14 protein-coding genes and 2 riboswitches are annotated in these 16,862 nt (G+C 63.3%); of the genes, 5 read left to right on the top strand and 9 right to left on the bottom strand.

Annotation, left to right across the window (positions count from 1 at the left end):
• Window positions 1-3: 3 nt before the first annotated feature.
• The 3 genes from JFU04_RS12170 to JFU04_RS12160 are packed head-to-tail and all read right to left on the bottom strand — an operon-like array spanning window position 4 to window position 2,731.
• Complete coding sequence (locus JFU04_RS12170) at window positions 4-873, bottom strand: rhomboid family intramembrane serine protease (RefSeq protein ID WP_201144169.1); 870 nt, start codon at window positions 871-873, stop codon at window positions 4-6.
• Window positions 870-1,841, bottom strand: coding sequence for a metallophosphoesterase (locus tag JFU04_RS12165; RefSeq protein WP_201144168.1), 972 nt, complete (start codon window positions 1,839-1,841; stop codon window positions 870-872). Before JFU04_RS12165 ends, JFU04_RS12170 begins: the two co-directional genes overlap by 4 nt.
• Entirely contained in the window at window positions 1,841-2,731 is an 891-nt protein-coding gene (locus JFU04_RS12160) for an NAD(+) kinase (RefSeq protein ID WP_003217892.1), read from the bottom strand. Before JFU04_RS12160 ends, JFU04_RS12165 begins: the two co-directional genes overlap by 1 nt.
• Before the next feature lie 147 nt (window positions 2,732-2,878).
• On the opposite strand from JFU04_RS12160, the gene JFU04_RS12155 reads away from it, so the two are divergent.
• Complete coding sequence (locus tag JFU04_RS12155; RefSeq protein ID WP_201146377.1) at window positions 2,879-3,826, top strand: DUF1853 family protein; 948 nt, start codon at window positions 2,879-2,881, stop codon at window positions 3,824-3,826.
• Between the two features lie 508 nt (window positions 3,827-4,334).
• Here JFU04_RS12155 and JFU04_RS12150 read toward each other — a convergent pair.
• The 4 genes from JFU04_RS12150 to cobW all read right to left on the bottom strand — a co-directional run bounded on the left by JFU04_RS12150 (window position 4,335) and on the right by cobW (window position 11,364).
• On the bottom strand, window positions 4,335-4,937 hold the full coding sequence (locus JFU04_RS12150; RefSeq protein WP_106805683.1) for a vWA domain-containing protein: 603 nt from the start codon (window positions 4,935-4,937) through the stop codon (window positions 4,335-4,337).
• Window positions 4,938-4,971: 34 nt separating this feature from the next.
• On the bottom strand, window positions 4,972-5,988 hold the full coding sequence (locus JFU04_RS12145) for an ATP-binding protein (RefSeq protein WP_201144167.1): 1,017 nt from the start codon (window positions 5,986-5,988) through the stop codon (window positions 4,972-4,974).
• A 549-nt stretch (window positions 5,989-6,537) separates the two neighbouring features.
• Entirely contained in the window at window positions 6,538-10,299 is a 3,762-nt protein-coding gene (cobN, locus tag JFU04_RS12140; RefSeq protein WP_201144166.1) for a cobaltochelatase subunit CobN, read from the bottom strand.
• 3 nt (window positions 10,300-10,302) lie between these two features.
• On the bottom strand, window positions 10,303-11,364 hold the full coding sequence (gene cobW / locus JFU04_RS12135) for a cobalamin biosynthesis protein CobW (protein WP_065906450.1): 1,062 nt from the start codon (window positions 11,362-11,364) through the stop codon (window positions 10,303-10,305).
• Window positions 11,365-11,457: 93 nt separating this feature from the next.
• A riboswitch (cobalamin riboswitch) is annotated at window positions 11,458-11,656 on the bottom strand.
• An 835-nt stretch (window positions 11,657-12,491) separates the two neighbouring features.
• A riboswitch (cobalamin riboswitch) is annotated at window positions 12,492-12,698 on the top strand.
• A 97-nt stretch (window positions 12,699-12,795) separates the two neighbouring features.
• Between cobW and JFU04_RS12130 the strand changes: the two genes are divergently transcribed.
• The 4 genes from JFU04_RS12130 (at window position 12,796) to cobM (ending at window position 14,905) form a co-directional block, all read left to right on the top strand.
• Window positions 12,796-12,984, top strand: coding sequence for a CbtB domain-containing protein (locus tag JFU04_RS12130; protein ID WP_027606475.1), 189 nt, complete (start codon window positions 12,796-12,798; stop codon window positions 12,982-12,984).
• 11 nt (window positions 12,985-12,995) lie between these two features.
• Window positions 12,996-13,700 (top strand): CbtA family protein, encoded by a 705-nt coding sequence (locus JFU04_RS12125; protein ID WP_065906443.1) that lies wholly within the window; start codon window positions 12,996-12,998, stop codon window positions 13,698-13,700.
• Window positions 13,697-14,089 (top strand): cobalamin biosynthesis protein, encoded by a 393-nt coding sequence (locus JFU04_RS12120; RefSeq protein WP_201144165.1) that lies wholly within the window; start codon window positions 13,697-13,699, stop codon window positions 14,087-14,089. Before JFU04_RS12125 ends, JFU04_RS12120 begins: the two co-directional genes overlap by 4 nt.
• A 69-nt stretch (window positions 14,090-14,158) precedes the next feature.
• Window positions 14,159-14,905, top strand: a complete 747-nt coding sequence (gene cobM, locus JFU04_RS12115; protein WP_120448370.1) for a precorrin-4 C(11)-methyltransferase — start codon at window positions 14,159-14,161, stop codon at window positions 14,903-14,905.
• A gap of 255 nt (window positions 14,906-15,160) precedes the next feature.
• On the opposite strand, the gene nfuA is transcribed toward cobM, so the two are convergent.
• Window positions 15,161-15,745: a Fe-S biogenesis protein NfuA gene (gene nfuA / locus JFU04_RS12110; RefSeq protein ID WP_003173594.1), complete on the bottom strand. Its 585-nt coding sequence runs from the start codon at window positions 15,743-15,745 to the stop codon at window positions 15,161-15,163.
• A gap of 59 nt (window positions 15,746-15,804) precedes the next feature.
• Window positions 15,805-16,827 carry an acyltransferase family protein gene (locus JFU04_RS12105; RefSeq protein ID WP_120448369.1) on the bottom strand — a complete coding sequence of 341 codons (1,023 nt, stop codon included), beginning with the start codon at window positions 16,825-16,827 and terminating at the stop codon, window positions 15,805-15,807.
• Window positions 16,828-16,862: the final 35 nt, after the last annotated feature.

The raw sequence follows: 16,862 nt of genomic DNA, 5'->3' as shown, positions 1-16,862 counted from the left end.
TTATCAAAGAGAGGATTTGCGACGGTTGTACAACCCGCCGAGCAAACCGGTAAGGCAACCGATGACCAGGCCGCCGACATGGGCAGCGTTGGCGATTTCGCCGAAGCCGATCATCGAGACCAGCCCCGACAGGCACAGCACCAGCCACACCAGCATCATCACCAGCACCCCACGGGGCAAGCGATAGGCCGGGTTGGGCGACAATAATTGAAAGATCCAGCAATGCCCGAGCAAGCCATACAACACGCCGGACAACCCGCCAAACAGGCCGGGGCCACCGTAGGCGTATTGAGCGTAGTTGGAGACCAGGCTGAACAACAGGGTCAAGCCGAGCAGGTTGATGCTGCCCTGGCGCACTTCGATGCGCCGGCCCAGCTCCCAGTACCACATGCCATTCATGGCCAGGTGCAGGATGCCGAAGTGGATCAGCATCGGCGTGACCAACCGCCACCACTGCCCTGAAGCCAACATGTCGGCGAACGGGGTGAACTGGATGTACTCGCCCATCACCCGAAACGGCAGGAACGTCAACCAGCTCATGGCTTGCAGGTTCTCACCCAGCAAGGTCACCGCGCCCACGATGATGCTCGCCAGCAGCACCAGCGCCGTTACCGGGCTGTGGCGCACTTGCTGGATAAAACCGGAGCGCGAAACCGACGCCTGCTCGGGAATATCCAGTTGCTGGTCTGGATCGCCGGCGGGAAAGCGTTGGTACAACACGCGCACGTCTTCACTGATGGTTTCCGGAACCCACAACACTTGCTCACCCGCCTCCTCGCTGACGCGATGGGGCACTTGCATGCGTTGCAGCAATTTTACGAAACCACCCAGGTCGACGCTCAGGGGCAGGCGCAATACAGCCACGGTACTCATTTAATGACCTCAGGTCGCTCAACGTCGACCCAGACGAATTTACGCGGATCCAGTTGGGTTTCCTGGTCCAGGCGGTACGCCACCAACTTGCCGTACAGCACGGCGCTGTAGTCCAGGCAGGCCAGGTTCGGGCGGATCGGCGCCGGTTTGCCGCTGCGCCAGTAATGGCCGACGAACAGCAGGGGCTCGTCGACGCCATAGCGCAGCAGGGAATTTTTTTGCGTGGACGACAACGGGGTGCGCGCCACCGGCTCCGGCAAGGCGTCGGGCTGGAACACGATGTCGCCGTAGGTTTTCGGGTCGTCTTCCCAGAACTTGGTGCGAAAGAACGAACGCGTCAGCCCATCGCCGCCGGTCAGCGTGAGGCCATCGGGCAGGCGCATGTCGGTGCCGCGCAACAGGCGGTCGAAGGCATTGCAGGCAAAACTGCCGGGCACGGCGGCGGCCTGCAGGAAGTGCGGGTCGATGCAGCCGTCCGCGAAGGTCGCGCGCAGCGGTTGGATAAAGCCGTCATCCCAGCACGCATGCACCACGCGAAAACGTCCGGCATCGACAAACAGCGGCATGTCGTAGAACCAGTCGAGGAAGTCGTGCCAGTCGCCCGGGTGCTGCTCGAACTGGGTCAGGGTTTCCTGGATCAACCGCGCATGCCGTGGATTGTGCTCGCGCACGAACTGCTTGCCACTGCCCGGCGGCGCCGGTGTGGTCCAGCCCAGGGCATTGAACTCGTGGTTGCCCATGATGCACAGCGCCTGACCGGCCTCGGTCATGTCATGGACGATATGCAGCGCCTCGCGAATGCGCGGGCCACGGTCGATGATATCGCCGAGGAACACCGCCATGCGCGACGGGTGGCGCCAGGTACCCCCTTGCTTGTGGTAGCCCAACCGGTCGAGCAGGTGCTCAAGGGTATGGGCGCAACCGTGCACGTCACCAATCAGGTCGTAGCTGCGCGCGGGATCGAGCATCAGTCGCCTCCACCCCCCAAGCGGCTGCCCCAGCCCAACTTGGTGCGGCACACTTCGTAGTAGTTGTGATCCAGCGGATGGATCAAGCGCAACTTCTGCGCCTTCTTGCTCACGGTGATGGTGTCACCGGGGGCGCAGGTGAAATGGTTCTGCCCGTCGCAGGAGACTTGCGGGTAGATCTGCATGTCTTTGGACACCACGATTTTCAGCTCACTGTTGCCATCGACCACGATTGGCCGGCTCGACAACATATGGGGGTACATCGGCACAATCACAATGGCATCCAGCTTGGGATGCATGATCGGGCCGCCGGCCGACAGCGCGTAGGCCGTGGACCCGGTCGGCGTGGCGACGATCAGGCCGTCGGCCTTCTGGCTGCACACGAACTGGCCGTCGATATATAGCTCGAATTCGATCATCCGCGTGGATTTGCCGGGGTGCAGCACCACATCATTGAGCGCATCGCCCTGGCCGATGGCCTCGCCGTGGCGACGTACTTCGGCTTGCAGCAGGAAGCGGTTTTCCACCAGGTAATGGCCGTCGAGGACCTTGGCCACTTCGACTTCCAGCTCATCGGGACGGATATCGGTGAGGAACCCCAGGCTGCCACGGTTGATCCCCAGCACCGGCACGTTATGCCGCGCCAGGGCCCGGGCGGCGCCGAGCAGGCTGCCGTCGCCGCCGACCACGATGACCATGTCGCACACTTCGCCGAGCATCTTGCGGGAGGAAGTCTGCAGGCCGTGGCCGGGGAGAATTTCGGCAATGGTGTCTTCGAGGATCACATGCAGATGGCGTTCCAGCAGGAATTTTTTCAGCCGGCGGACGGTGTCCAACACCTGGGTACTGCCCAGGCGACCGATAATGCCGATATTGCGAAATTGCTCCATGGGGCTCCTGCGGGATTTGGGGTGTGGCAAAAAAGAAACGATTATGGGCGAAAGGCCGCCTGAGGCAAAATCCTTTGTCGCCGTGAAGCCTTGATGACAACGGTTCTCAGCCACCTGCGCGGCGGTTAAAAGGCTATGCTCGGACTCATGACTGTGTTCCCGGATTTGCACAACCTGCCCCGCCAACTGCGCCACCCCGAGGTGCGCGACCTGGCGTGGGTGATGCTCGCCCCGCCGATGCTGGCGCAGACGCCGTGGCCGCAGCGCCACCCGCTGGCCGGCAGCGACTGGGTGCAAGCGCCCGAGCGGCTTGAACACTGGCTACGCACACTCGACCGCGACAGCAGCGCCTTGCAGCACTGGCTGAGCCTGTCGCGCACGCGTCGCCTGGGCCTCTACTACGAACGCCTGTGGCAGTTCGCCGTGCAGCATGCGCCGGGCGTCGAGCTGCTGGCTGCCAACCTGCCGATCCGCCGCGCCGGGCACACCCTGGGCGAGCTCGACATGCTGCTGCGCGACCGCGAGGGCGTGCACCACCTGGAACTGGCGATCAAGCTCTATCTCGGCCCCCAGCACGGCAACGGCGAGGACACTGCGCAGTGGCTCGGCCCGGGCTGCCATGACCGGTTGGATCGCAAGCTGGCGCACCTGGCCCAGCATCAACTGCCGATTTCGGCGCGGACGGAAAGCCGTGAGGCGCTGGGCGCCTTGGATATCCAGCAGTTCGACGCGCATTTGTGGCTTGGGGGGTATTTGCTCTATCCCTGGCCGGGCCAGGCGGAGCCGCCCCGAGGGGCCCATCCGCAGCATTTGCGCGGGCGCTGGTTGCATCAGCGTGACTGGCAGGAGTTTGTCCGCACCACCCCGCCTGGGCGCTGGCAGCCCCTGCCCCGGCACGCATGGCTGGCACCCGCGCATTACCGCGCGGATGAGGTGTGGAGCGCGGAACAAATGCAGGGCTGGCTCGCGGAGTTGAAGCCGATGGCGCCGGCGCAGCTACTGGTGCGCATGGTGCAAGTCGGTGAGGACTGGGAGGAAGCCGAGCGCTTGTTCCTGGTGGCTGATTTGTGGCCGAACGTGCCGGGCAGCACCTGATGATTTTTGCGGGGTGGCTGATGGCCTCTTCGCGAGCAAGCCCGCTCCCACATTTGGAGCGTATTCCAGGCTGGTTATTGGGTTGGCTGTGGGGTCTGGGTGAGGGTTTTGGGGCGGGTTCAAGGGACCCATCGCAGGCAAGCCAGCTCCCACACTGGAGCGTATTCCAGGCTGGTTATTGGGTTGGCTGTGGGGTCTGGGTGAGGGTTTTGGGGCCGCTTCAAGGGACTCATCGCAGGCAAGCCAGCTCCCACATTTGGAGCGTATTTCAGGCTGGTTATTGGGTTGGCTGTGGGGTCTGGCTGAGGGTTTTGGGGAGGGTTCAAGTGCCCCATCGCAGGCAAGCCAGCTCCCACATTTGGAGCGTATTTCAGGCTGGTTATTGGGTTGGCTGCGGGGGTTTAGGGCAGGCTTGAGGGGTCCATCGCGGGCAAGCCAGACCGACATTTCAAGCGCGCTGCTTATTAATGTGGGAGCTGGCTTGCCTGCGAAAGCAATAGTCCAGGCACTACAGCCTATCGATATGCCGATATTCCAGCTGCAACTCGGCCGCCAGTTCCTGCGCGCGCCCCAATCGGATCGGTCCTCGCTCGATATCCACCAACAGCCCCGGACACTCCAGCAACGGCAGCCCGGTAATCGTCTTGAGCCGCCCATCGGTGATCACCAGCAAGCGCTGCTGCTCGGTCGGATAGCGCTTGCGCCGTGCCGCCAACCAATGCCCCGCCTCGGTCAACGCCGCCAGCAACGGCGTACCGCCACCCGCGCCCAGCTGTTCGAGCCAGCCCGCCAGGCTTTTCGCCGCCTTGAGCCCCTGCACCTGCCATGCGGGCGACTGTCCGCTGGCCGTCAGCAACGCCATGCGTGCCCGTTGGCGATAAGCGTCATCAAACAATTGCGCCAGTAAGCCTTTGGCGTCGGTCAATGCACGGTGCCGACGGGTAGACGCCGAAGCATCGACGATCACCAGCCACAATTCATGCGCCGAACGGCTGCGCAGGTGGTAGCGCAAGTCTTCACGCGATTGCGGTCGGCCACCGAGCAAAGTGCCCGGCCAGTTGACCGCGCCCTGCTTCGCGCTGCGCGCCTTGCCCTGCCTGCCTCTGTCCAGTCGCCCCGCGGTGGGACGGGCATCCGCCCCCGCGTCAGGTCGGGGGCGGATGCCTAGGGCTTTTTGGCCAGCTGGGCACGTCTCGGCGGGCGCCCGTGGGCAGGGCCGGTGCGGGCATATCGCCCCATTGGCCTTGACCAGGCGAGGTATCCGACGGCTTGGGCGCCTGGCCTTCAGGCGGCGGGCTGGCCGCTGGGGATTGCGCTTGACGACGATGGCGCAAGGCAAATTCCGCCACCGCGTCTATATCGTCCTCGGCAATCGCGGTCGCCCCGCGCCACGCCGCGTGGGCCCTGGCGCCGCGCAGCCAGACCAGATCAGCGCGCAAGCCATCGACACCCGCAGCAAAGCAGCGCTCGGTGATCTGCGCCAAGGCCTGATCATCCAGCGCGATGCTCTCCAGCCGCGCCCGCGCCTGGGTGCAGCGCTCACGCAACGCGGCCTGCTGCTCGGCCCACTGCGTGCAAAACGCCGCCGGGTCACTGTCGAAATCCAGACGACGGCGGATGATTTTCCCTCGCTCGGCCGGCAACGTCTGCCCGCTCAATGCCACATTGAAACCGAAGCGATCCAGCAACTGCGGTCGCAGCTCGCCCTCCTCCGGGTTCATCGTGCCGATCAGCACAAACCGCGCCGAGTGCCGATGGGAAATACCGTCGCGTTCGATCAGGTTGGTGCCGCTGGCGGCGACGTCCAGCAACAGGTCGACCAGGTGATCGGGCAGCAAGTTGACTTCATCGACATACAGCACGCCCCCGTCGGCCTTGGCCAGCACGCCGGGGGAAAACTGCGCGCGGCCTTCACCCAGCGCAGCGTCCAGGTCCAAAGTGCCGACCAGACGTTCTTCGGTGGCGCCCAACGGCAAGGTGACGAACTGCCCGCTGGCGAGTAAGTCGGCCAGGCCGCGCGCCAGGGTCGACTTGGCCATGCCGCGCGGGCCTTCGATCAGCACACCGCCAATCTTCGGGTCGATGGCAGTCAGGCACAGCGCCAGCTTCAAGTCATCGGCGCCGACCACGGCGGACAGCGGAAAATGGGGAATATCAGTCATGCCTATTTCTCGTTAAATTCTGCGGCACAGGCGGTTTCCTGTGGTGGTCGAGCGTGTTGTGACCAGTAGGCCTCTTGTCAGCCAGTGGGCTTGCTGTGACCAGCAGGCCCCCTGTCAGCCAGTGGGCCTGTTGTAACTAGCAGGACCCTCTCAGCCAGTGAGCTTGTTGTAACTAGCATGACCCTCTCAGCCAGTGGGCTTTTTTGTGGCGAGCGGGCTTGCCCCGCGTTGGGCTGCGCAGCAGCCCCATTAAAGCCAACGCATTTGTTTCTGACAAACCGCAGCGTGCGGTTTTGGGGCTGCTTCGCAGCCCAACGCGGGGCAAGCCCGCTCACCACAAAAAGCCTGCACACCCTCAGTAAGGCGACTTGCCACAAAAAGCCTGCACACCCTCAGTAAGGACACTTGCCACAAAAAGCCTACTCATCCTCAGTAAGGACACTTGCCACAAAAAGCCTACTCATCCTCAGTAAGGACACTTGCCACAACAAACCTACTCACCCTCAGTAAGGCTACTTACCACAGCAAGCCCACTTGCCACAGACAGCCTTAGCCGTCTTCTTCTATATCCAACAACAGATTTTCCAACGCTTCCTTATACGCCCCCGGTTCCTGCCACTGGCCACGCTGCTGGGCTTCGAGCATGCGTTCGGTCATGTCGCGCAGCGCTGCAGGGTTGTGCTGCTGCACAAACGCGCGGGTGTCGGGGTCGAGCAGGTAGGCGTCGGCGAGCAAGGCGTATTGGTGATCGTCGATCAGCGCGGTGGTGGCGTCGAACGCGAACAGGTTATCCACGGTCGCGGCCATCTCGAACGCGCCCTTATAGCCGTGGCGCTTCACGCCGTCGATCCACTTCGGGTTGGCGGCCCGTGAGCGGATCACGCGGTTCAGCTCTTCCTTCAAGGTACGGATCCTGGGCAAGTCCGGCTGGCTGTGGTCGCCATGATAACTGGCAGCCTTGTCGCCACTCAGGGTTTCCACGGCAGCGAGCATGCCGCCCTGGAATTGGTAGTAGTCATTGGAGTCGAGCAAGTCGTGCTCGCGGTTGTCCTGGTTCTGCAACACCGCCTGCACCTGGCTCAGGCGCTGGGCAAATTGCTCGCGGGCGGCAGTGCCTTCATCCGAGCCGCCGTAGGCATAACCGCCCCAATTGAGGTAGACCTCGGCCAAGTCCTCGCGGCTTTGCCACAGGCGCCCGTCAATCGCGCCCTGCACGCCTGCACCATAGGCACCGGGCTTGGCGCCGAAGATACGCCAGCCCGCCTGCTTCGCGGCTTCGGCTTCATCCAGGCCGGACTCGAGCAGCGCCGCGCGCTCACTGCGCACCTTGGCGGCCAGCGGGTTCATATCATCCGGCTCATCCAGCGCCGCTACCGCCTGCACGGCTGCGTCGAACAGGCGGATCAGGTTGGCGAAGGCATCGCGGAAGAACCCCGAAACGCGCAGCGTCACGTCCACGCGCGGGCGGTCCAGCAGGCTGACCGGCAGGATCTCAAAGTCATCCACGCGCTGGCTGCCCGTGGCCCATACCGGGCGCACGCCCATCAGCGCCATGGCCTGGGCGATATCGTCGCCGCCGGTACGCATGGTCGCGGTGCCCCACACCGACAGGCCGAGCTGGCGCAGGTGGTCGCCATGATCTTGCAGGTGTCGCTCAAGAATCAGGTTCGCCGACTGAAAGCCAATGCGCCAGGCGGTGGTGGTCGGCAGGTTACGCACGTCCACGGTGAAAAAATTGCGTCCCGTCGGCAGCACATCCAGGCGCCCGCGACTCGGCGCCCCACTCGGCCCGGCCGGCACGAAACGGCCGCCCAGGGCGTCGAGCAAGCCGCGCATTTCCGCCGGGCCACAGGCATCCAGGCGCGGTGCGACGACAATGCGCAGGCTTTCGATAACGGCCTTCACATCCTCCCAACCGGGCTCTTCCAATTGCTCCAGCGGCCCTTCCAACGCCTGCTCGATCAAGCGCGTCGCATACAGTTCCAGGCGCTCGCGGGTGTCACCGGCGGTGCGCCACAACTGCGCGTCGATCTTCTGCAAGACCATGGGGCGGCGGCCGGTCCAGGGTTCGGCGAGGGCGCAATCGAGCGGGTCGAAGCCCAGGTCGAAGGCCTTGGCCAACACCCGCAACAGGCTCGATTGCGGACCACGCCCATCGCCACGCGGAATGCGCAGCAATGCGAGCAGAGTGTCGATGCGCAGGCGGCCTTCGGGCGACTCGCCAAAGATATGCAGGCCGTCGCGGATCTGCGACTCCTTCAGGTCACACAGGTAAGTGTCCAGGCGCGGCAGCCATACCGCTGCGTCGGCGTCGTTGTCGAGCTCAAGTTCCTGGTCGATGCGGGTTTCGCGCACCAACTTGAGGATGTCCTTTTGCAGCTCAAGCGCCCGACGCGGGTCGAGCAGCTGGGCCTCGTAGTACTCGTCCGCCAGCAATTCCAGGTCTCGCAACGGCCCATAGGTCTCGGCGCGGGTCAGCGGCGGCATCAAGTGATCGATGATCACCGCCTGGGTGCGGCGCTTGGCCTGGGCGCCCTCGCCCGGGTCATTGACAATAAACGGATAGATATTCGGCAACGGCCCCAGCAGCGCGTCCGGCCAGCAGTTTTCCGACAGGCCCACGCCCTTGCCCGGCAGCCATTCGAGGTTGCCGTGCTTGCCCACATGAATCACGCCATGGGCGCCGTAGGTATGGCGCAGCCAGAAATAGAACGCCAGGTAGCCGTGAGGTGGCACCAGGTCCGGGTCGTGGTACACCGCGCTGGCGTCCACCTGGTAACCGCGCGCCGGCTGGATACCGACAAAGGTCAGGCCCAGGCGCAGGCCGGCGATCATCATGCGCCCGTCGCGGCACATCGGATCGTGGTCCGGGGTACCCCAGCGCTCCAGCACGGCCCGGCGATTGGCCTCGGGCAGGCGGTTGAACATCGCCTGGTAATCATCCAGGCCGAGGCTTTGATGGCAGGGGCGCAGGTCGAGGCTGTCGAGGTCGTTGGTGACACCGCCCAGCAGTTCATGGATCAACGCAGTGCCGCTCTCCGGCAACTCAGCGGGCAGCGGATAACCCTCGGCGTGCAGGGCACGCAGGATATTCAGCGCAGCAGCAGGCGTATCCAGGCCCACGCCGTTGCCGATACGGCCGTCGCGGGTCGGGTAGTTGGCGAGGATCAGCGCGATGCGTTTTTGTGCATTCGGCACACGCGCCAGTTCGACCCAGCGTCGGGCCAGTTCGGCGACAAAATCCATGCGCTCGGGCGCGGCGCGGTAGCACACCACGTCCGACTGGCTGCGCTCACTGCGCCAGGCGAGGTCCTTGAAGCTGATCGGCCGGCTGATGATGCGCCCATCCAGTTCCGGCAAGGCAATGTGCATGGCCAGGTCGCGCGGGCCCAGGCCTTGTTCGCTGGCTTCCCAGCCGGGCTGGTTGTCTTGGGCGCAGATCGCCTGGATCACCGGGATATTGCGTCGAAACGGCCGCAGGTGCGGGGCTTCCGGGCTGGACTGGGCGAAGCCGGTGGTGTTCAGGATCACCGCCGCGCCGACCTCGTCCAGCAGGTCCTCGACCACCGTCAGGCAGCCGGGCTCTTTCAAACTGGCCACCGCCATCGGCAACGGGTTGAGACCCGCCGCCTGCAGGCGCTGGCAGAACACATCGATAAAACCGGTATTGGCCGCCTGCAGGTGCGAGCGATAGAACAGCACCGCCGCCACCGGCCACTCCGCGCGCCAATCCGCCTGCCAGTCATTCAGGCGCGGGTTGGCAGTGTGCGGGTGATAAATCGCCGTGCGCGGCAGGGTTTGCGGCTCGTTCCAGGCGTAGCTGCGGCCCAGGTAACTGCTCGCCAGGCAACCGTAGAAATCCAACGCGTTGCCCAGGCCGCCCTGGCGCAGGAAGTGCCACAGGCGGTCGCGTTCCGCCGCCCCAACGGTACTCAGCCCGCTGAGTTCCGGGTCGGGGCGATCATCCCCCGGCACCAGAATCAGTTGCACGCCGCGCTCGGCCAACTCCACCAGGCGCTCGATACCGTAGCGCCAATAGCCGATGCCGCCGTGCAGCGAAATCAGGATGACCTTGGCATGGCGCAGCACCTCGTCGACGTACAGGTCGACCGAGGCATGGTTCTGCACCTGCATCGGGTTGGCGAGGCGAAAGCTGGGGTAATCCTCGGGCAACTGCTGGGCAGCTTCGGCGAGCAGCGCCAGGCTGGAGTCGCCGCTGCACAGGATCACCAGTTCGGCGGGCGTTTGTCCAAGGTCGGCAATATTGTCGTCCGAGACGAAACCACCGGGCTGGGTCCTGAGCAGGTGCATGGTTTAAACGCTGAGGGCAGCGCGCAATTGCGCTTCGAGGCCAGCCGCATCCAGCTCCTGGCCGATCAGTACCAGGCGCGTGATGCGCGCTTCATCGGCCGCCCAGGCGCGGTCGAAGTGCTTGTCGAACCGCGTGCCCACGCCCTGGATCAGCAGGCGCATCGGCTTGTTCGGGATCGCCGCGAAGCCTTTGACGCGCAGGATGCCGTGTTGCACCACGAGTTGGGTCAGGGCGTCCAGCAGCAGCGCTTCGTCGGCTTGCGGCAAATCGATGGAGATCGAGTCGAACGCATCGTGGTCGTGATCGTCTTCACCTTCGTGGTGATGATCGTGGTGGCTGTGGCGACCGTCGATGTGCTCTTCGGAGCCGGCGCCCAGGCCGATCAGCACGTCGAGCGGCAGGCGCCCGCTGCTGGCTTCGATGATCTTCACCGCCGGCGGCAGTTCTTCGGCGACTTCCAGGCGCACACGGGCCAGGTCTTCGGCGCTGATCAGGTCGGATTTGTTGAGGATCACCAGGTCGGCGCTGGCCAGTTGGTCGGCGAACAGCTCGTGCAATGGCGATTCGTGGTCCAGGTTCGGGTCGAGCTTACGCTGCGCGTCGACTTGATCCGGGAAGGCGGCGAAGGTGCCGGCGGCCACGGCCGGGCTGTCGACCACGGTAATCACCGCGTCGACGGTGCAGGCACTGCGGATTTCCGGCCACTGGAAGGCTTGCACCAGCGGCTTTGGCAGGGCCAGGCCCGAGGTTTCGATGAGGATATGGTCGAGGTCACCGCGACGGGCGACCAGTTCGCGCATCACCGGGAAGAACTCTTCCTGCACGGTGCAGCACAGGCAGCCGTTGGCCAACTCATACACGCGGCCGTTGGCTTCTTCCTCGGTGCACCCGATGGAGCATTGCTTGAGGATTTCACCGTCGATGCCCAGCTCGCCGAATTCGTTGACGATCACGGCAATGCGACGGCCCTGGGCGTTATCGAGCATATGGCGCAGCAGCGTGGTTTTGCCCGAACCGAGAAAGCCGGTAACGATGGTGACGGGGAGTTTGGCCAGTGTTTTCATCGGATGCCCTTTGGGGCGGGCATACGGGACGATAGGCCCTGCGGCGGCGCGCAGCGGCAGATTTCGTCACCGGATCACCCCGCCCGGTTGAAGTGGAAAATCGGTTGCGAGGCAGGTCTCCTGGCTTGGGGCTTGCGGGTCGTGCGACCGGCGCCGGCTGCGCCTTCCCGCCTGGTGGCAGTGGCGTGGCAGTCGGATAAACCCTTTACAGTTGCGGGGGCAGCCGCGGATTGGACCGCGTTCCCTTCTTAGCTTCGGCCTGGGCTGAAGAACCTCGAGGGTGCAAGGCTACGCAGTGGTGGGGGGATGGTCAATGATGGGGTTGGGTTGGTGTACATATCCGTTTCTGCGGTAATGGCGGCTATTGGTTCCGCTCTTACAGCGGGTCACTTTTGGAAAAGAGCCCCAAAAGTAACCAAAAGGGCTCTTGCCCCAACACTCGGCACCTCGCTCACGCTCGGTGTGCCCGTAATCCGACATTGATTTGGGGGGCCGCCGCCACGCGCCATCCATGGCGCGGGGCGGCTAAACCGGCATCCCTGCCGGTTTACCCCCCAAATCAATATCGAATTCCGGCCAGCGTGTTTGATGGGGCGCCTAGATCAAGATCAAGATCAAAAGCAAAAGCGCGGCGGCCTTAAAGCCGACCGGATTCTTATCTCGAACTCGGTCAACCTGTGGGAGCTGGCTTGCCTGCGATGGTCGTTAACGATGATGCGAAGCACCAGAACCAACGCGGCGTCCTCACTTTTTTTCGCCGGCAGCCGGCTCCTAAAGAGATCAAAAAGCGTACCAACGATGCGAAGCGAGCCGCTTTTGATCTTGATCTGAGGCGCCCCATTAAACACGCTGGCCGAACGCAGGTTTGAATCCGTGGGTAACCCGGCAGGACGCCGGGTTAGCCGCACTGGGCCAAGGATGGCCCATTGCGGCGGCCCACGGATTCAAGCCTGCGTGAGGGCACACCGAGCCTAGGCGAGGTGCCGAGTGTTGGGGCAAGAGCGTTTTGGTTACTTTTGCGCTGTTCAAAAGTGACCCGCCGTAAGGGCGGAACCATAGGCGGCCGTTACCCAAATAACGGATATGCCCCCACAACCGATTTGACTCCCCTCCCACCCCCATGCTCTCCTACACACCTTGTTTCGGGTGCCCTTCACAGGGTGAAACGGGAAACCGGTGAGTCATCACATGACGAGTCCGGTGCTGCCCCCGCAACGGTAAGCGAGCGAAGCGTCAGATCCACTGTGCCAAGGGCATGGGAAGGCGACGCTTTCAGGACTCCCCCCAGGAGCCCCCTCGCAAGCCCGGAGACCGGCCCGAAAAAATCAGATAACAAACCCGCGGTGGGCGGGCGCTGTTCAGAACCCTGCGTGCCTGGCTCGCGGGGTTTTCATGCGCTCGTTTCACCCTGACACCCAGAAGGGACGCGCCATGTCGATCATCAGCAGCACCTCGCACACCGCCAGCAGCTCCGCCACCCTGAGCCAACGCCTGACCGCCGCCATCGGCGCGTCGATTCTCGGCGCGTGCCTGGTGTATTTCGCCGGTTTCTCGCACATCGAAGCGGTGCACAACGCTGCCCACGATACCCGCCATAGCGCCGCGTTCCCGTGCCACTGAGACCTGCCGACATGATCAAGCGTATTGCGCAAACCGCAGGTTTCACCGGCCTCCTGGCCGCCCTGCTGCTGACCCTGCTGCAAAGTTTCTGGGTCGCTCCGTTGATTTTGCAGGCGGAAACGTTCGAAAACGCCCCGGCCACTACTGAAGTGGCACATCAACATGCCGACGGCGCCGCCGCCCACAGCCACGACGCCGAGGCCTGGGAGCCGGAAGACGGCTGGCAACGCGTGCTCTCCACCACCGGCGGCAACCTGGTTGTTGCGGTGGGTTTTGCCCTGATGCTCGCCGGCCTCTACACCTTGCGCGCGCCTACTCGCACCGCCCAAGGCCTGCTGTGGGGACTGGCCGGTTATGCGACCTTCGTACTGGCACCGACCCTGGGCCTGCCGCCTGAGCTGCCAGGCACCGCCGCTGCCGATCTCGCACAACGGCAGATCTGGTGGATCGGCACCGCGGCCTCGACGGCGGCCGGCATTGCGCTGATCGTGTTCGGTCGCAACTGGCTGCTGAAAATCCTCGGCGTGGCGATCCTGGCGGTGCCACACGTGATCGGCGCACCGCAGCCGGAAGTGCATTCGATGCTGGCCCCGGAAGCCCTGGAAGCGCAGTTCAAGATCGCTTCGCAGCTGACCAACGTGGCGTTCTGGCTGGCCCTGGGCCTGATCAGCGCCTGGCTGTTCCGCCGCAACCGCGACGATCAATACTCAGCATGACCCTGGTGGTCGGCCTGGGCTGCCAGCGCGGCTGTGAGGTTCACACCCTGCTGGACCTGCTGGACAGCGCCCTCGCCGAAGGGGGGATCGAGCGCCAGCGCATCACTGCGCTGGCAAGCATCGACCGCAGGCAGGATGAACCGGGCCTGGTCGCCCTGTCCCGCCTGCTTAAGCTGCCGCTGCAGTGCTTCAGCGCCGACCAACTGGCGGTGTATGAAAACCGGCTGAGCCACAAATCAGCCGTCGCGTTCGCCCACACAGGCTGTCATGGCGTCGCCGAAAGCGCCGCCCTGGCCCTCGCCGAATACCTCGCCAGCGGCCCTGCCCGCCTGCTGATCACCCGCCGAAAAAACGCCCAGGCGACCTTTGCATTGGCCTGCGCAGGCTAAAACCCCGATAATTGCCTGCCCTGAACATGAACAATGTTCATACACGCCCGCTTTTAAACAGGAAATACCATGACCGTCTACTTTATCGGCGCAGGCCCTGGCGATCCGGAATTGATCACCGTCAAAGGCCAGCGGCTGATCCGCAGTTGCCCGGTGATTATCTATGCCGGCTCGCTGGTGCCGGCGGCGGTATTGGAAGGCCATCAGGCGCAGCAGGTGGTCAACAGCGCCGAACTGCACCTGGAACAGATCATCGACCTGATCAAGGCCGCCCACGCCAATGGCCTGGATGTGGCACGCGTGCACTCCGGTGACCCAAGCCTGTATGGCGCGATCGGCGAGCAGATCCGCTATTTGCGCGAGCTGGGCATTCCATTTCAGATCATCCCCGGCGTGACCGCGGTGGCGGCGTGTGCAGCGCTGCTGGAGACCGAATTGACCCTGCCGGACATTGCGCAGAGCGTCATCCTGACCCGCTACGCCGACAAAACCAGCATGCCCGCCGGCGAAGCGTTTGACAGCCTGGCGCAACACGGCACGACCATGGCGATCCACCTGGGGGTCAATCACCTGGAGAAGATCGTCGCGCAACTGCTGCCGCACTATGGCGCCGATTGCCCGATTGCCGTGGTGCACCGGGCGACCTGGCCGGATCAGGATTGGGCGCTGGGAACGTTGAATGACATTGCCGAAAAGGTCGCCGCCAAGGGATTCAGGCGTACCGCGTTGATTGTGGTGGGTCGGGTGCTGGCGAGTGACAGTTTCAGCGAGTCGTCGCTGTATCGGGCTGGGCATGCACACCTTTATCGGCCTTAATGCTTAACCTCATTAATCAAATATAAGACACTGATTTAAATGAATAAAATATAAATCAAAAATATGGGAGCGGCCTTGCTCGCGAATGCGCTGTGTCAGTCAACTAATTGAGTGACTGGGGCACCGCATTCGCGAGCAAGCCCGCTCCCACTCTTGATCTAATTTGTCAGATAGATAGCGTAAATCAATGAATTTAAAGCATAAAAAAACGGCGCTCACGGGGCGCCGTTTTTTTGTTCGCAGTGAACGCCTTACTCAGTAGTAGGCGTTTTCTTTCTGCGTGTGGTCAGTCACGTCGCGTACACCCTTGAGCTCTGGAATACGTTCCAGCAGGGTGCGCTCAATGCCTTCGCGCAGGGTCACGTCCGCCTGGCCGCAGCCCTGGCAGCCGCCGCCGAATTTCAATACGGCGATACCGTCTTCCACTACATCGATCAAGCTGACCTGACCGCCGTGGCTGGCCAGCCCCGGGTTGATCTCGGTTTGCAGGTAGTAGTTGATGCGCTCGTTGACCGGGCTGTCAGCATTGACGTTCGGCACCTTGGCGTTCGGCGCCTTGATGGTCAACTGGCCGCCCATACGGTCGGTGGCGTAGTCGACCACGGCGTCGTCGAGGAAGGCTTCGCTGAAGGCGTCGATGTACGCGGTGAAGCTTTTCAACCCCAGCGCGGTGTCTTCAGGTTTCTCTTCCCCAGGCTTGCAGTAGGCAATGCAAGTCTCGGCGTATTGGGTGCCGGGCTGGGTAATAAAGACGCGGATACCGATACCCGGGGTGTTCTGCTTGGACAGCAGGTCGGCCAGGTAATCGTGGGCGGCGTCGGTAATGGTTATGGCAGTCATGGAAACTCCTCACAGGCTTGCGGGCAGTTTACGCCAAATCATTACAGAGGTACAAAGTCCTAGTATTTTTGTCGGGATAAATTTGACCGTTGGTCGCCATCGAACCAGCCCTTGAGCAGGCGATAACTGCCCTTTTCCAGCCAGCGGTAGCTGCCCAGGGCACCCAGGCCGATGATCACCACGCACACCGCCAACACGGCATACGGGTTCAGGCCGTAGCGCTGGGCGGCGTAACCACCGGCGGACAACACCAGCACGTGCAGCAGATACACCGAATAGGAACAGTCCCCCAGCACTTTAAGCAATCGATTGTCCGCGAAGAAGCGCTCCAGCGCCATGCACGCCACCACCAGCACCGCGCTGGGCAGGCCCCAGGTCAGCGCCCGTGGCGAAGCCGGCCAATGGTAGATCGCCAGCAGCGCGGCGGCGACGCCCAGCAACGGCAGCCACACGCCGGGGCGAATCCAGCCCTTGCGGTAGAGCATGCCAATGCCGATGCCCATCAGGAACTCGACCACGATATCCGAGCGGTAGAACTCGCTGATCCAGCCGAATGACGTCCAGGCCTCGCACACCGCGAACAACAGCGCCGCGACCACCAGCAATCGCCACTGCCGACGGAACAGCAGCGCCCAGGCGAACAGCAGGTAGAAGAGCATTTCGTAGTTCAGCGTCCAGCCCACGTTGAGCGTCGGGTACACCCCATAGCCGCCGGGGTTCTCGGAAGGGATAAAGAACAACGACATCAGCACATGGGCTGCATCGACGCTTTGATCCGGCAGCATCGGCCGGGCAACCACCACCAACAAAGCCATCAGCAAGGTGTAGAACCAATAGGCCGGCACGATGCGCAACAGGCGGTAGAGCAGGAATCGCCAGGGCGGCAGATCCTTGTCCTGGGTGGACAGGAAGATCACCAGGCCGCTGATCACGAAAAACACGTCCACGCCCGCCGCGCCCTTTTCCACGAACAGCCGGCCCAGGGCGGTGTCCGCCTTGAAACCGAAGAAAATCTGCATGAAGTGGTGCCCCACCACTGTCCAGGCCGCCAGAGCGCGCAGCGCCTGTACCGAGATCAACATTGTCCGCCACCCTTCCCAACACCGATGCCTGAAGT

Origin of the sequence: Pseudomonas sp. TH21 (assembly GCF_016651025.1) — a bacterium.
Taxonomy (GTDB): Bacteria; Pseudomonadota; Gammaproteobacteria; order Pseudomonadales; family Pseudomonadaceae; genus Aquipseudomonas; species Aquipseudomonas aylmerensis.
Note: the sequence above shows the minus strand (reverse complement) of the source record. Positions and strands in the feature narration are given on the sequence as shown.